14 protein-coding genes and 2 pseudogenes are annotated in these 14,253 nt (G+C 72.9%); 6 read left to right on the forward strand and 10 right to left on the reverse strand.

The features are described 5' to 3' along the window. Positions 1-30: 30 nt before the first annotated feature. Positions 31-576: a helix-turn-helix domain-containing protein gene (locus tag BLQ73_RS09820; RefSeq protein ID WP_093170066.1), complete on the forward strand. Its 546-nt coding sequence runs from the start codon at positions 31-33 to the stop codon at positions 574-576. Positions 577-796: 220 nt separating this feature from the next. Next, positions 797-1,240 (forward strand): annotated as a pseudogene (locus tag BLQ73_RS33920) (TetR/AcrR family transcriptional regulator); the annotation flags it as partial. Between the two features lie 377 nt (positions 1,241-1,617). Here BLQ73_RS33920 and BLQ73_RS09830 read toward each other — a convergent pair. Next, positions 1,618-2,397, reverse strand: a complete 780-nt coding sequence (locus BLQ73_RS09830; RefSeq protein ID WP_093170068.1) for a response regulator — start codon at positions 2,395-2,397, stop codon at positions 1,618-1,620. After that, complete coding sequence (locus BLQ73_RS09835) at positions 2,394-3,254, reverse strand: sensor histidine kinase (protein WP_093170069.1); 861 nt, start codon at positions 3,252-3,254, stop codon at positions 2,394-2,396. The genes BLQ73_RS09830 and BLQ73_RS09835 overlap by 4 nt, the downstream gene beginning before the upstream one ends. A gap of 134 nt (positions 3,255-3,388) precedes the next feature. Between BLQ73_RS09835 and BLQ73_RS09840 the strand changes: the two genes are divergently transcribed. The 3 genes from BLQ73_RS09840 to BLQ73_RS09850 are packed head-to-tail and all read left to right on the forward strand — an operon-like array spanning position 3,389 to position 5,630. After that, positions 3,389-4,102 carry an ABC transporter ATP-binding protein gene (locus tag BLQ73_RS09840; RefSeq protein ID WP_093170070.1) on the forward strand — a complete coding sequence of 238 codons (714 nt, stop codon included), beginning with the start codon at positions 3,389-3,391 and terminating at the stop codon, positions 4,100-4,102. Beyond that, positions 4,099-4,845: an ABC transporter permease gene (locus BLQ73_RS09845; protein WP_093170071.1), complete on the forward strand. Its 747-nt coding sequence runs from the start codon at positions 4,099-4,101 to the stop codon at positions 4,843-4,845. The genes BLQ73_RS09840 and BLQ73_RS09845 overlap by 4 nt, the downstream gene beginning before the upstream one ends. Further along, positions 4,842-5,630 carry a hypothetical protein gene (locus BLQ73_RS09850; protein ID WP_093170072.1) on the forward strand — a complete coding sequence of 263 codons (789 nt, stop codon included), beginning with the start codon at positions 4,842-4,844 and terminating at the stop codon, positions 5,628-5,630. The genes BLQ73_RS09845 and BLQ73_RS09850 overlap by 4 nt, the downstream gene beginning before the upstream one ends. A gap of 51 nt (positions 5,631-5,681) precedes the next feature. On the opposite strand, the gene BLQ73_RS09855 is transcribed toward BLQ73_RS09850, so the two are convergent. From BLQ73_RS09855 to BLQ73_RS09870, 4 genes are all read right to left on the reverse strand, one after another. Then, on the reverse strand, positions 5,682-6,089 hold the full coding sequence (locus tag BLQ73_RS09855; protein ID WP_093170073.1) for a RidA family protein: 408 nt from the start codon (positions 6,087-6,089) through the stop codon (positions 5,682-5,684). Positions 6,090-6,138: 49 nt separating this feature from the next. Next, positions 6,139-7,236 carry a sugar kinase gene (locus BLQ73_RS09860; RefSeq protein WP_093170074.1) on the reverse strand — a complete coding sequence of 366 codons (1,098 nt, stop codon included), beginning with the start codon at positions 7,234-7,236 and terminating at the stop codon, positions 6,139-6,141. 318 nt (positions 7,237-7,554) lie between these two features. After that, positions 7,555-9,156 carry an N-acyl-D-amino-acid deacylase family protein gene (locus BLQ73_RS09865; protein WP_093170075.1) on the reverse strand — a complete coding sequence of 534 codons (1,602 nt, stop codon included), beginning with the start codon at positions 9,154-9,156 and terminating at the stop codon, positions 7,555-7,557. A 52-nt stretch (positions 9,157-9,208) separates the two neighbouring features. Continuing rightward, positions 9,209-10,456 (reverse strand): alanine racemase, encoded by a 1,248-nt coding sequence (locus tag BLQ73_RS09870; protein WP_245690952.1) that lies wholly within the window; start codon positions 10,454-10,456, stop codon positions 9,209-9,211. A 145-nt stretch (positions 10,457-10,601) separates the two neighbouring features. Between BLQ73_RS09870 and BLQ73_RS09875 the strand changes: the two genes are divergently transcribed. Further along, positions 10,602-11,354 carry an IclR family transcriptional regulator gene (locus tag BLQ73_RS09875; protein WP_093170077.1) on the forward strand — a complete coding sequence of 251 codons (753 nt, stop codon included), beginning with the start codon at positions 10,602-10,604 and terminating at the stop codon, positions 11,352-11,354. A gap of 70 nt (positions 11,355-11,424) precedes the next feature. On the opposite strand, the gene BLQ73_RS09880 is transcribed toward BLQ73_RS09875, so the two are convergent. The 4 genes and pseudogenes from BLQ73_RS09880 to BLQ73_RS09895 form a co-directional block, all read right to left on the reverse strand. Next, complete coding sequence (locus tag BLQ73_RS09880) at positions 11,425-12,030, reverse strand: DUF1963 domain-containing protein (RefSeq protein WP_176955348.1); 606 nt, start codon at positions 12,028-12,030, stop codon at positions 11,425-11,427. Positions 12,031-12,477: 447 nt separating this feature from the next. Further along, positions 12,478-12,732 carry a hypothetical protein gene (locus BLQ73_RS09885; protein WP_093170079.1) on the reverse strand — a complete coding sequence of 85 codons (255 nt, stop codon included), beginning with the start codon at positions 12,730-12,732 and terminating at the stop codon, positions 12,478-12,480. Positions 12,733-12,990: 258 nt separating this feature from the next. After that, positions 12,991-13,509, reverse strand: a pseudogene (locus BLQ73_RS09890) (UDP-N-acetylglucosamine--N-acetylmuramyl-(pentapeptide) pyrophosphoryl-undecaprenol N-acetylglucosamine transferase); the annotation flags it as partial. A gap of 246 nt (positions 13,510-13,755) precedes the next feature. Then, the gene (locus BLQ73_RS09895) at positions 13,756-14,220 is read right to left on the reverse strand and encodes a hypothetical protein (protein WP_093170080.1); all 465 of its coding nucleotides are present in this window, start codon (positions 14,218-14,220) and stop codon (positions 13,756-13,758) included. Positions 14,221-14,253: the final 33 nt, after the last annotated feature.

Consider the following 14,253-nt stretch of genomic DNA (forward strand, 5'->3'; position numbering starts at 1 on the left):
TGGTACAGGCATACCACTATGCTGATACGCATGGAACTCGCGCAAGTGGTGGGGCGGAACGTGCAGCGGCTGCGCACAGCGGCCGGGATATCCCTGGCCGACCTGGCAGCCGCCGGCGGCATCAGCAAGACCACGCTGCACGGCATCGAGCAGGGCCAGGGCAACCCGACCCTGAGCACCCTGTGGGCCCTGGCCACCGCGCTGAAGGCGTCCCTCGGTGAGCTGCTGGAGGCGCCCGCCTCGACGGTCGAGGTGGTGCGCGCCGGTGACAGCCGGCCGCAGGTCGAGGGCGACGCGGTCAGCGCGCGCCTCCTCCACCGCATCAGGCTGCGCGGCACCGTGGAGGTCTACGACATCGCCGTCGCCCAGAGCGGCCAGCACTCCGACGCCCACCTGCCCGGCGTCGAGGAATGCCTCGTGGTCACCCGCGGACGCCTCACCACCGGGCCCGCCGACTCCCCCACCGACCTGGCCGAAGGAGACTCCATCCGGTTCGACGCCGCTCACCCGCACCTGTACCGGGGGCGCTCCGCGCGCAATCGCGCCGTCCTGCTCATGGTGCACCCCGAGAGCTGACCAGAGCGCCGGCATAGGCCACCCGAAGGGTTGTCTCCGCCGAGCCGCCGACGCGCGATAAGGGGATACCGGCGTGTCCGGACCGGCGCCCGCCGCGGCCTTCACCGCCGTCGGTCCCGCCAGCCAGGTCGCGCCGGTCAGGTCGTGCCGGTCAGGTCGTGCCGGTCACCGGCGGTTCCTCCGGGCCGGGCAAGGCCGTCGCGGACGGAGTGGACGCGGAGTGGACGCGCCCGTGCGCGCCATCGCGGCGCGTGCGGGTATAGGGATCGGCACGGTCTACCGCCACTTCCCCACGCGTGCCGACCTGGTCATCGCCGTGTATCGGCACCAGGTGGACTCGTGCGCCGAAGCCGGTCCGGTTCTGCTGGCCTCCGCCAGCTCTCCCCACGCCGCCCTGAAGCAGTGGATCGACCTGTTCGTCGACTTCCTGGTCACCAAGCACGGGCTCACCGAGGCACTGCAGTCCGACAGCGCGCGCTTTGAGAGCCTCCACGCCTACTTCCTCGACCGCATGGTCCCCGCGTGCGCGGCGTTGCTTGAGGCAGCCGTGCAGGCGGGTGAGGCTCCCGCAGACGTGACCGCGTACTCGCTCATGCGCGGCATCGGCAATCTGTGCATCGGAGCCGATTCCCACTACAACGCGCGCCGCCTCGTCGACCTGCTGGCCATAAGGACTAAGGCAGGAGGGCGCCACGTGAAGCATCCAAGGGCTGCCGATCCCCGACGCAGACGAGGACATCGTCGGGTACACCGTCGGCTGCGCGGTGAGGCAGCCCGTGACCGGCGACGATGCCGGGCCCGCGGCCGAAGAATGCTGCGCGGGCAGGGAGCGCGGGCAGGGAGCGCACGCTGGCGGCGGCCCGCGATCTGCCCGAGTGGCTCCTCCACCTCCTGAAGGAGGCGGAGGAGTCACGACGTGATGAAGGCAGTCGGCAAGGACGTCTCCCGGGTTTCGTCGACCACCAGTACCGCTCCGCTACCGCCCGGCTGCTCGATGACGAACACTCGCAGGTGGCCCGGGTCGGACACGGGATTCTCCGGTCAGGGCTTGGGCGTCGACGTGATCAGGTCGTTCTCGTAGGCGGCGATGACCAGTTGGGCGCGGTCGCGGGCGGACAGTTTGCTCAGCAGGTTGCCGATGTGGGTTTTGACGGTCTTGATGGAGATGGTCAGGGCATGCGCGATCTCGTGGTTGGACAGGCCGCGGGCCACCAGGGTGAGCACCTCGGTCTCGCGTTCGGTGAGGTTGCGCAGGCGCGGCGCGGCGCGGGTGCCCGATGTGCTGAGGTAGTGCTCGACCAGGCGGGTGAGGATGCTCGGGGCGAACAGGGCCTCGCCGGCGTGCGTACGGCGGATCGCCGCGATGAGCTCGTCGGGATGGGCGTCCTTGAGGAGGAAGCCGGCGGCTCCGGCGTGGAGCGCGGCGTAGACGTACTCGTCGAGTTCGAACATGCTGAGCACGAGGATCTTGACCTGCGACAGGGCCGGGTCCCGGGTGATGGCGCGGGTGGCCTCGATGCCGTCGCCGCCCGGCATGCGGATGTCCATCAGCACGACGTCGGGTTCGAGGCGGCGGGTGAGGGCGAGGGCGTCGTGGCCGTTGCCGGCCTCGCCGGCGACGGCCAGGCCGGGGGTGCCGTTGATGACGATGGCGAGGCTGTGGCGCAGCAGCGGCTGGTCGTCGACGAGCAGGACGCGCACGGGCGCGGCGTCGAGGCCCGCGGCGTCGCCGTCCTCGATGTCTTCGACGGTCTCGCGGCCCCTGGGCCCGCGGTCACGGGCGTCGGCGTCCCCGCCCGGGGCGTGCGGTGTGCCGGTCATGCGTGCCGCCCGTCGGGGAGGCGGGCGGCGAGGTGGAAGCCGCCGCCGGCGGGGCCGGCCTCCAGGGTGCCGCCGAGGGCGGTGACGCGTTCGCGGAGTCCGCGCAGGCCGTGGCCGGCGCCGGGCTGGGAGTGCCAGGAGCCGGCGCGTCCGCTGTCGCGGACGTCGGCGACGATGGTCTCGCCGTCGCGGCGCACCTCGACCCGCACGTCGGTCGGCCCGGCGTGGCGCGCGGTGTTGGCGAGGGCCTCGCGGACGACCTCGCACACCGTGACCTGCACGCCCGGGGACACCTCGCCCACCGGCCGCAGGTCGAGGACCGCCCTCAGCCCCGACCTGGCGGCGTGCTCGACGATCGCCGGCAGGTCGGCCAGCGTGTCGGCGGGGCGCAGCGGGGCGCGGTCGCCGTACGGCTGCCGCAGCACCGCGAGCATGCGCCGCAGCTCGGTGGTGGCCTCCCGGGCCGCGCCCTCGATGTCGGCCAGCGCCTGCCCGGTCTCGCGTTCGCGGTCCGGGCCGTGGACGCGCCGCGCGGCGGCGGCGCGGACGGTGATGAGGCCGAGGCCGTGGGAGACGATGTCGTGGAGTTCGCGGGCGACGCGCAGGCGCTCGGCGTGCGCGGCCTTGTCGGCCGCCCAGGCGGTGAGCCGCCGCTCGTAGTCGCGCCGCTGCCTGCGGGTGCGGACGGCCGCCCAGGCGGTGGCGGCGACGGCCAGCGCCGTGACGGCCGACGGAACGACCCTGCTGAGCGCTCCGTCGGCGCCGGTGAGGAGCAGGGCCGCGCCCAGGACCGCCCAGGCCGTCGCGGCGGTCCGCCACACCCCTGACGCCCAGGTGGGGCGGTCGCTGGTCTCCACCGGGCCGAGTGTAGTCCGGGGCCGGCCGGTGCGGCATCGGACCAGGGTCTGAGGCACTCCGGCCGGAGGCGCGGCGGCCGGGTCCGGGCCGGGAGCCGATGCGGCGGGCCGCCGCGCGCTGGTGTGCTGGGGCCATGATTCAGATTGATCGCCTCGTCAAACGGCGGGGCTCGACGGAGATCCTGTCCGGTGTCGGTTTCGAGGCCCGGGCGGGCCGGGTGACCGGTTTCCTCGGCCCGAACGGCGCGGGAAAATCGTCCACACTGCGGATCCTGCTGGGCCTGGACCGCGCCACGTCGGGGACGGCCCTTGTGGGCGGTGTGCCGTACGCGCGGCTGCGCGACCCGCTGTCGAAGGTGGGTGCGGTGCTCGACGGGTCGGGGGCGCACCGGTCCCGCACCGGCAGGGCCCACCTGAGGTGGGTGGCGGCGTCGGCGGGGATCGGGCGGACCCGGGTGGAGGAGGTGCTCGCGCAGGTCGGGTTGTCGGACGCGGCGGGCAGGCGTGTCGGCGGCTACTCGCTCGGCATGGGGCGGCGTCTCGGGCTGGCCGCCGCGCTGCTGGGCGATCCGGAGACGCTGGTGCTGGACGAGCCGGTGAACGGCCTGGACCCGGAGGGGATCCGGTGGTTGAGGATGTTCCTGCGCGGGTGTGCGGCGCAGGGCCGCGCGGTGCTGCTGTCGAGCCACCTGATGGGTGAGCTGGCCGAGACCGTCGACGACGTGGTGGTGATCCATCGCGGCCGGGTCTCCGCCCGCGGCACGTTGGCCGAGGTCACCGGGGGCCACTCCAGTCTTGAGGACGCGTTCTTCGCCCTGACCGGCGGCGGAGGGGGTGGCGGGCGGTGAGGCTGCTTCGTGCGGAGCTGTCCAAGCTCGTGTCGCTGCCGTCGGTGTGGACGGCGTTCGCGGTGGGGCTGCTCGTCCCGTCGGTCATCGCGTATCTCAACGCGTCGTCGATGAGAGGACGGAACGCGCAGGCGGCGGGTCTGGACGTCGGGTTCGAGGAGCTCGGGTTCGGTGTGATCGCGGCGATCATCCTCGGTGTCGTCGCCGTCAGCAGCGAGTACGCCACCGAGGGGGAGGAATCGGCCGGGGGCCGCCAGATCACCGCGAGTCTGACCGCCGCGCCGTCCCGCGGCGGGTTCCTGCTGGCGAAGATCGGGGCGGTCGCGCTCGCCGCGGCGGTGATGTCGGCCGTGGCGACCGCGGCCACGCTGGGGGCGGTGGCGTTCGCGCTGGCCGACGCGGCTCCGCCGATGGGGGAGGAGGTGCCGCGGATGCTCGGCGTGGTCGTGTACTGGGTGCTGACCGCGCTGCTCGCCTCCGCGATCACGCTGCTGACGCGCAACGGGATCGTGCCGCTGGCGGTGCTGATCCTGAACACCTCGGTGGTGTCGGTCACGTTCCTGCTGAGCAAGGTCACGCCGCTGGCGAGCTACCTGCCCGACATGGCCGGGGCGCGGATGATCACCTCGAGGATCCACTCGTCCGTCGAGATGCCGCCCGTGGTGGGCGGGCTGGTCATGGCGGCGTGGGTGGCGGCGCTTCTGGCGGTCGGGGCGGCCGTCTTCCTGCGGAGGGACGCGTGAGGGGCGGCGCGCGCCCCGCCGGCGAGGTGCGCGCCGCCGGGGCGCGCCGGGCCGGGGCGCGGGAGGCGCGCCGGGCGCTGCGGGCCGAGCTGCTGAAGCTGCTGACGCTTCCCGCCGTGTGGCTGACCGTCGCGGGGACGTGGGCGGCGGCGGTCGCGCTGGCGGCGGCGTTCGCCGCGGCCGGCCGGCGCGGCGGCGCGGCGGCGGCCTCCGCGCTCGATGTGGGGCTCGCGCCGGTGGGGTATGCGCAGGCCGGGTTCATCGTGCTGGGGGTCGTGGCGGCTGTCTCGGAGTACGGCGGAGGCCAGATCCGCACCACGCTCGCGGCGATGCCGCGCCGTGCCGTACGGCACGGGGCCGGGATCGCGGCGCTGCTGCTGGTGGCGGTGCCCGCGGCCGTGGTGGTGTGCGTGTCCGGGGCCGCGGTCGCGTGGTTGGTCCTGGGCGGCGCGGCGGGGGCCGCCGGCGGCGGGCGGGCGTGCGCGGCGGTGGCGGGCGCGGTCGGCTATCTGGCGCTCACCGCGGTGCTGGCCGGTGCCGTCGCCGGCGTGGTACGGCGCGCGGTGCCGGCCGTCGCGGCGCTGCTGGGCCACTACTTCATCGCCGGGCCGCTGCTACGGGATCGGGCGGCGTTCGCCGCGTGGCTGCCGGACACGGCCGGCCTCGGCATGTGGTCGGCGGGTGGCGGGGGGCTGGGCGCGGCGGCGGCGTGGGGTGTGGTGGCGGCGTGGAGCGCCGCCGCGGCGGCGGTGTCGCTGGCGGTGTTCGTGAGGCGGGAAGCCTGACGCGCGGGACGCCGGGCGCGGGCGGCCTCGTGCCGCCCGCCGGGTGCGGGGTCAGCCGATGACGGCCTGGGCGTCGATCTCGACGAGCATGGGCTCTTGAGGCAGCTCGACGAACACGGTGGTGCGGCACGGCTTGACGCCGCCCGCGGGGATGTTCTCCTCGATGAACTGGGCGTAGACCTCGTTCATGAGGGGGAAGTCGGCCCGCTTGGTGAGGTAGACGCGGAACATGACCACGTCCTCGACGGTGGCTCCGCCGGCCTCCAGGATGGCTTTGACGTTGTCCAGGGTGCGGCGGGTCTGGGCTTTGACGTCGCCGTGGTGGAGGTATTCGCCGGTGGCGGGGTCCTGGGGGCCTTGGCCGGACACCTGCAGGATGGGGCCTTTGCGGACGCCCTGGGAGAACATCCACGCGGGGGCGGGGGCGCCGTCGGTGCGGACCTCGGTCTTGTCGCTCATGGGTGTTCCTCGGTGCTCGTCGGTCGGTGGTCGGTCGTCGGTTCGGTGGTCAGCGGTCGGCTTCGGCCGTACCGGAGGGGACGGGGGCTGGTCGGGGGAGGGCGGGGGAGCTGATGCCGCGGGCGGTGACGCGGGTGGCGGCCCAGTCGGCGGGGGAGGCGGCGAGGAGGGCTGCGGCGGTGCCGCGGGAGGGCGGGGAGCCCTGGTCGCCGCGGGCGGTGAGGGCGGCGGCGGCCGACAGGTGGCCGAGGCGCAGGCAGGCGCGCTGGTCGAGGCCGCGGAGCGTGCCGGCGAGGTATCCGGCGGCGAACGCGTCTCCGGCGCCGGTGGTCTCCACGACCTCGACGGACAGCGCCGGTTCGGACACGGCGGCGCCGTCGCGCAGCAGGGCGGTCACGTGGCGGCCGGAGTCTTTGACGACCAGGGTGCGGGGGCCGGGGAACATGCGGCGGAGCGCGGCGGGGTCGCCGACGCCGAACGCGGCTTCGGCTTCGTCGGCGCCGAGCAGCAGCAGGTCGGCGGCGTCGAGCAGCGGCGGCAGCACGGCGGCGTCGCGGTCGTGCCACAGGGCGGGGCGCCAGTTGAGGTCGAAGCTGATGGTCTGCCCGGGGCGGCGCCGGCGCAGCAGGGCGCGCACCAGCTCCAGGCAGGTGTCGGACAGGGCCGGGGTGATGCCCGACAGGTGCAGCAGCCGGGCGCCGGACAGCAGGGGGCCGGCGACGGGGTCGGAAAGGAGGGCGGGGGCGAGGGCGCTGGCGGCGGACCCGGCGCGGTAGTAGTGCGCCCTGGTCTGCCCGGCGGGCGGCGTGGAGGCGGGGGCGGGCCCGGCGGCGCCGACCTCCTTGAGGTAGAGGCCGGTGCGGCGGTGGGGGTCGACGGCGACGGCGGAGGTGTCGACGCCCAGGGAGGCGAGTTCGGCGATGAGCCTGCGTCCGAAGGCGTCGTCGCCGACGCGGCTGATCCAGGCGGTGGGGATGCCGAGGGAGGTGAGCGCGCTGGCGACGTTGGACTCGGCGCCGCCGACGGTGACGGTGAAGGTCTCGACGGCGTCCAGGGGGCCGGGGCGGTCGGGCAGCAGGGCCGCCATCGACTCGCCGACGCAGACAGCCTGTGGGGTGGGGCCCTCCTGGGCCTCCTGTCGTGCCATCGGAGGGTGTGCTCCTCGTGGGTGTGTCCGCGCCGGTCGTGGCGGGGCTCGCTGTGTCGGCGTCGCCGTGCCGGGGCGTGCTTCGGCACCGGTGTCCGTTTGTCTCGTCAGGATGTTAAAACTCGGCGAGATTTTTCGCAACATACGTTGCATAATATGCAACGCCCCTACGGGCGGGCCGAGCGCCGCGGAGGTCAGGTCCGCGGCGTCCGGCCCGCCAGCCGGGGGAGACGGGCTCCGCGCCGGTCGCGGCTAGGCACCGCGCTGAGCGAGGCGGCGCCTAGACGGCGGCGGGTCTCCGTACGGCACGGGCCCGGGTCAGGCGGCGCGCCTCCTCGCGGCCCCCCTGCCGGTACGGCGGAGCGCGCCCCCCGGCAGCGCCCCGGTGAGCCTGCCGTCGCGCAGGACCTGCACCCCTTCGACGAAGACGTGCGGGACGCCCTCCGCCTGCCGGCGCGGCTCCTCGTAGGTGGCGGTGTCGCGGACGGTCTGCGGGTCCAACAGCACCAGGTCGGCGTGGTAGCCCGGCCTGACCAGGCCCCGGCGGTCCAGCTTGAGGCGCGCCGCCGCGCGCCCGGTGAGGTGGGCGACGCACTCCTCCAGCGTGAGGACGCCGAGCTCGCGCACGTAGTGGCCGAGGTAGCGGGGGAAGGTCCCCCACGCGCGCGGATGCGGGCGGGCCCCCACCAGCAGGCCGTCGCTGCCGCCGGTGTGGGCGGGGTGGCGCATGATGGCGCGCACGTTCTCCTCGTGGCCGACGTGCTGCAGGATGCCGGTGGCGAGCCGGTCGGCCACCAGCAGCTCGAAGAACACCTCGGTGCCGCTCCGCCCGCGCGTGGCCGCGATGTCGGCGACGGTGGCGCCGACGCAGGAGGCCAGGTCGGGGTTGGCGGTGCCGGAGATCTGGACGGTGCCCCAGTCGGCGGTCACGCCGTGGCAGCCGTCGCTGCCGCGCTCCTCCACGTCGAGGCGGATGCGTTCGCGTGCGGCGGGGTCGGCGAGCCGCTCCAGGGTGCGGGCTGGGCCGCCGGCCGACGCCCAGCTCGGCAGCAGCGCGGCCAGCGTGGTGGCGCCCGCCAGGTAGGGGTAGGTGTCGAGGGTGATGTCGCAGCCGCCCGCCGCGGCGGCGTCGAGCAGGTCGAGCAGTTCCCCGGCGCGGCCCTCGTTGACGCCGAAGTTCATGGTGGCGTGGGCCAGGTGCAGCGGGCAGCCTGACTCGCGGGACAGCTCGACCATCTCGGCGTACGCCGCAAGGGCGCCGGCGCCGTACGAGCGGTGGTGGGGGGAGAAGTAGCCGCCGTGGGCGGCGACGACGCGGCACAGTTCGGTGAGTTCGCTCGTCGGGGCGTACATGCCGGGGGTGTAGGTGAGGCCGGCCGACATGCCGACGGCGCCCTCGGCCATGGCGGCGGCGACGAGCAGCTTCTGCCGGTCGAGTTCGGCGGGGGAGGCGGGCCTGTCGTCCCACCCCATGGCGAGCATGCGCACGGTGCCGTGCGGCACCAGGTAGCACGCGTTGACGGCGATGCCCCGGTCGAGCCGGTCGAGGTATTCGCCGACGCTGCGCCAGTCCCAGTCGAAGCCGTCGGGGTCGCCGTTCCAGCCGGCGATCTGGCGGCGGAGCTGCTCCAGGGTGGTGTCGTCGACGGGCGCGTACGACAGGCCGTCCTGGCCGAGGACCTCCAGGGTGACGCCCTGGCCGACCTTGGCGAGGTGGTCGGGCTCGGTGAGCAGGAGCAGGTCGGAGTGGGAGTGCATGTCGATGAAGCCGGGCGCGAGCACCAGGCCGGCCGCGTCGAGTACGGCGGCGCCGGCGAGGTTGTCGCCGATCTCGGTGATGAGGCCGTCCTCGACGCGGACGTCGGCGGTGTAGCGGGGGGAGCCCGTGCCGTCGGCCACGGAGGCGTCCTTGATGATCACTGGTTTCTCCTGGAGGGCCGGGCGGCGCGGGGCGGCGGTCAGCTGAAGGCGGTCAACTGAAGAAGGTGCGGACCAGGTCGACGACCCGCTCGCCGTCCACGACGGGGATCAGCGACCACTTGTCCAGGGCGGTGCACGGGTGGGACAGGCCGAGCCGTACGACGTCTCCGTGGGCGAGGTCGGAGCCGGGCGCCAGGCTGAGGAAGGCGTGCTGGTCGTTGACGGCGGTGACGGCGGCGCCGCGCACCGGGCCGGCGCCGCGTCCGCAGACGGAGTGCGGCTCGGGCAGCCCCTCGTCGAACGGCAGGTCGCGCTTGCCGGCGTCCAGGAGCGCCAGGCCCGGTTCGGGGCGGGAGATGACGCGGGCGAAGCCGTACATCGCCGACCGGAGGGGCTCTTTGCCGACACCGCGCGAGAAGGGGGAGATGGCGCGGTAGAAGCCGTCGTCGTGGACGACGTAGGCGCCCGAGCGCAGCACGACGCGGGTGGGCAGGTGGCCGAGTACGGCGGCGACCCGGTCGAAGTAGGCGCTGCCTCCGGCGGTGAGGACCGGGTCGGTGGTCTCGTGGTCGAGGCGGTCGTGCAGGTCGGCGAGGCGCGCCAGGTAGGCGTCGACGGTGTCGAGGCTCTCGGGGGAGGCGTCGTGGGCGAGGGCCCCCTCGTAGCCGGCGGTGCCGGCCAGGCGCAGGGTGGGCGCGGCGCGTACGGCGGCGCCGACCTCGAGCGCCTCCCGCAGGTCGCGGGCGCCGGTGCGCCCGCCGGGGGCGCCGAGTTCGACGCACACCTCGACGGGGCGGACCGTTCCGGCGGCGCGCAGCGCGGCGTCCATGAGCCGCACCGAGGCGGCGGAGTCGACCCAGGACAGGAACGAGAAGCGGGGGTCGGCGTCGAGCTCGGCGCCGACCCAGGCCAGTCCCGCGGGGTCGAGCAGGCTGCCGGCCAGCATGAGCCGCTGGACGCCGAAGGCGCGGGCGACGCGCAGCTGCGGCAGGTTGGCCAGGGAGATGCCGTAGGCTCCGGCGTCGAGTTGCCGCTGCCACAGCGCGGGGGCCATGGTGGTCTTGCCGTGGGGGGCCAGGGTGAGCCCGGCGTCCTCGGTCCAGCGGGCCATCAGGTCGATGTTGTGGGTGAGGGCCGCGGCGTCGAGGGTGAGCAGCGGCGTGCCGAGGCGGTCGAGGGTGGGGGCGCCCGCCAGGAACTCGGCGACGGTCGCGCCCGCGGCGTCGCCGGGGATCGCCTTGAATCTCCAGTCGAGCGTCTCCGAGCGCAGAGCATGTACGGCGGCGGCGTCGATGCCCACCCGACCTCCCCGATTGCGTATTCTGCAACGTGCGTTGTATGTTGTGTTTGAGTGTTCTAGCATCGGTGCCGGACGGCAGTCAACGCCTGCCGCCGGAGCCCTTCCCCCTGCGCGGCTCGCCGCCGCGGGCATCTGGAGACGCGGGATGAGTCAGAGTCTGGGCAGAGGTCTTGCGATCCTGAGCGAGCTGGCCGAAGGCGGGCGGTCGCTCGACGACCTGGCCGAGCATCTGGGCGTGCACAAGACCACAGTGCTGCGGTTGCTGCGCGCCCTGGAGGACAAGCGGTTCGTCTACCGCGACCCCGGCCACCGCTACCACCTCGGGTCGCGGCTTTTCGCCCTGTCCAGCCGCGCCCTGGAGCAGCGCGGCGTCCGCGGCACCGCCGCCCCGCACCTGTCCCGCCTCAACGAGGCCACCGGCCAGACCGTCCACCTGGCCGCCTACGAGGGCGGTGAGGCGGTCTACATCGACAAGTACGACTCGCGGCACCCGGTGCGCATGTACTCACGCGTCGGGCTGCGCGTACCGCTCCACTGCACCGCCATCGGCAAGGTGCTCCTCGCCGACCTGCCCGAGCGGGAGCGCCGGCGGGTCGCCGAGACCATCGAGTACACCCGCTTCACGGCCAACACCGTCTCCGGCCCCGAGGAGTTCCTGGCCCACCTGTCCCGCGTCGCCGACCAGGGCTACGCCGTCGACCACGCCGAACACGAGACCTTCATCAACTGCCTCGCCGCCCCCATCCGCGACGCGAGCGGCGCCGTCGTCGCCGCCGCCTCGATCTCGGTGCCCGACGTCGTGCTGCCCTACGAGCAGGTCCTCGGCCTGCTGCCTGACCTCGTCGCCGCCGCCCGCGCCGTGTCCGCCGACTGCGGCTGGCAGCCCGCCCGGGCCTGACGCCGTACGGCACGGCCCCGCTGTGGTGGCGGGGGCCCCGGCCACCGGCTACCTGCCGCGACGGGGGTTGTCAGCCCTGCAGGACGACGGATGCCGCATCACAGGGAGGGCAGGCGAAGACGAACGCCTCTCCGCCGCCGAAGTTCATCAGCCAGTTCCGGCTGTAGCCTTCCCTCATCTGCGCGACGAAGCCCATGGGCACACCGCAGGTGGAACACGCGGGCGTCATGTCGGTCTCCCACCACTCCGCTTCGCCGCCCAGCCAGCCGACCACCTTGAACTCGGCGACCTCCTCGGCCGTCTCCGGCTCCACCTCGCAGATGCCGATCTCGAAGCACTGCGGGAGAACGAACGCCTCTCCGGGAGAGGCCGCCGCCGCCGTGGAGCCCGCGGCGAACAGGTAGGCGCGGTTCCCGCCGGCTTCGGGATTCCAAGCCTCGCACTGACCGGGCTCGTTGTCGCACATGAAGAACGACAGAAGGGCTCCGGCCCGCAGGGACTCGGAGTGGTCGCCGCCGAGGTCGTCCGCCAGCAGCTGCAGCAGAAACCGCAGCGGCCCGCCGCACCTGGAGCAGCGCGGCCAGGAGAACCCCTCCGGCGCCAGCGGCAGGCCGCCGATGCGGCTCACCCGCGCCGCGACCTCCACATCCTTCACAAACACCATCGATCCACTCACGGCCCCGCAGCCTATACCGCTCACCAGCCCTTGCCACCCCGACACCCACACGAGGTCCGACGATCGGCCCCGGCGCTCATGCATCCCCGGAAGCCCTTCCGAGGCCGGGGCCGTACGGCGCAGGCGGAGGTCGGGCCCGTACCGCACGGCGTCGTTTGCCCCGTGGGGATCGCCCCTGAACCTGGAGCTAATGATGCGGAGATGGGTTACGTCCAGCGTGTTGGCCAGCGCCCGGTCGTGGCCCAGGAACTGTGTGCGGTAGACAGGTCCGGCGCTGCGGTGTGCTTCGTCGGTTTTCCTGAACGATCTCGTCGTTCAGATCGTGCCGACCTTGGGAATCAGGTCGCGCACATGTGCGTGATATGAGGGGTGGAGCCAGGGGCGTGACCAGTCGCTTCGCTCGATGGCTCGTCGGAGCATGATGCCGGTGGCGATCTCTTCGTGTCCTTATCGCTGTCCAGCGACCAGCCGCATGACGTCAAGGTCGAGAAGTTGCAGGCGTACTACGCCATGTTCCGCGATGTCACCGACCCACACCGACCCCACCCCCACATCACCAGCCTGGTAAACGATGTACTGGCCAATGCAGGGCCGGTGACCGCGCACCTCAACGTGCTTGAGGACTACTACGAGGTTCAGCAGCGCCGTGTCCGTACGCTCCTCAATCTGCTCAACCTGCCGATCCGGCTGGTTACTGTGCATTTCAATACCGCGACCGGCCGCATCGTGATGTGCGATGAGGCGGTCGTCGCGGCCAGGCTGATTGTGTGCGTCAGCCGGACGCAGCGGACAGGATCACGTCCACCAGCCTGTCGGCCGCGTCCGGCCGACCATGCGCACGGGCCTGCTCGGCGACGGCCGTACGCCGACGGGGGTCCATCAGAAGCGGCCCCACGGCCTCCCGCACAGCGTCTGCGGTGACCTTGCCCAGCAAGGCTACGGCCGCGCCCGTGTCATGCAGGTCGAAGCCGACGATACAGCGATGCGCGTCGCGGTTCGGGCCAGGAGCCGGTTGGCCAGCCCCAACCGGACCGTCTGCTCGTGGACCACCAAGGGGCGACGGCACATCCACGCCGCCACCCCCACGGGGACAGCGACGTAACCGCCCGTGGCCAGCACGACATCGGGGCGGAAGTCGGCGACGAGCCTGCGGGCTTGGCCAACGCCGCGCGGTACGTTGCCCATGTCCTTGATGTTCTCCGGCGAGATCATCTTCAGCGGGTTCGCGGAGCGTCGGATCTTTCCGGTGGCGACGGCGGCGAAGTCGATGCCCTCGCTGCCGGCGACACGGGCCTCCAAGCTGTCGGCGGTTCCGACCCACAGTGCCTGCAACGTCCCGCCGGTGGCCGCGAGTCTGGCCTTCAGCGTGCGGATCGCTGTGAGCGCGGGGTACGTGTGGCCGCCTGTCCCGCCTCCCGTCACGATCAAGCGGAACGGCCGCTCGGAATTCCAAGCGGCAACGGCATCACTGTTCACCATGCTCCCAACTCTGGATACGTCGGACACCTACCTCCAGCGCATGAAGTCGTCGTGCGTAGATAGGTCATGGCCTGACGCGTATGCCGACTGAGCTTAGAGGCGGAAGTGCTGCCGGGGAGGGGGTTCCCGGCTCTCCTTGATCATAGTGCCGTGCGTTGGCGATGGCGTGGTGGAGCAGCACGCCGAGGGAGGAGGAATCAATCACGCCGCGGGGACGGATGACGGCCCGCCGCCGCGCTTAGCCGATCACGTGTCCATGATGCGGCGAAGGTGCCCGTAATGGGCTTCCAGATACGCCCGATAGTGATCATCAAATGGCAGCGTGAAATTGGTTGACCACGGCACGGGGCAGGCGCTCGAATGCTCCGGCTCGGGGCAGGCAAGCCTGCTCAGCTCGTCCAGCAGCTCCCGTAGGCCGTCTCCGTATACGCCGATGCGCAGTTCGATCACGCGTCGGTCGCCGGGCTCGGCGCCAGGGTGCTCCAAACGCCACTGTTCAGGTAGCTCCTCATACAGCTCGGACACCGTCAGCTCTTCTTCGCTGCCCGGTTCGGTCGGCTGGTCGCCCGGGATTGAGGAGAGCGCCCACGCTCTGACTATGGGCGCTCTCCGGGAGTGCTCGTCCAGGAGCGATCTCGCCTTATCCGTGAGCTCTTCCGTCGCCGCTTCGGCCCCGTATAGGCCCATGCGCAGTTCGAATAGGTCCGCCATCGTTCCAGGCATCTCCGCGGTGTTCGGCGCACG

Source organism: Sinosporangium album, assembly GCF_900100605.1.
In the GTDB taxonomy this organism is placed as follows: Bacteria; Actinomycetota; Actinomycetes; order Streptosporangiales; family Streptosporangiaceae; genus Sinosporangium; species Sinosporangium album.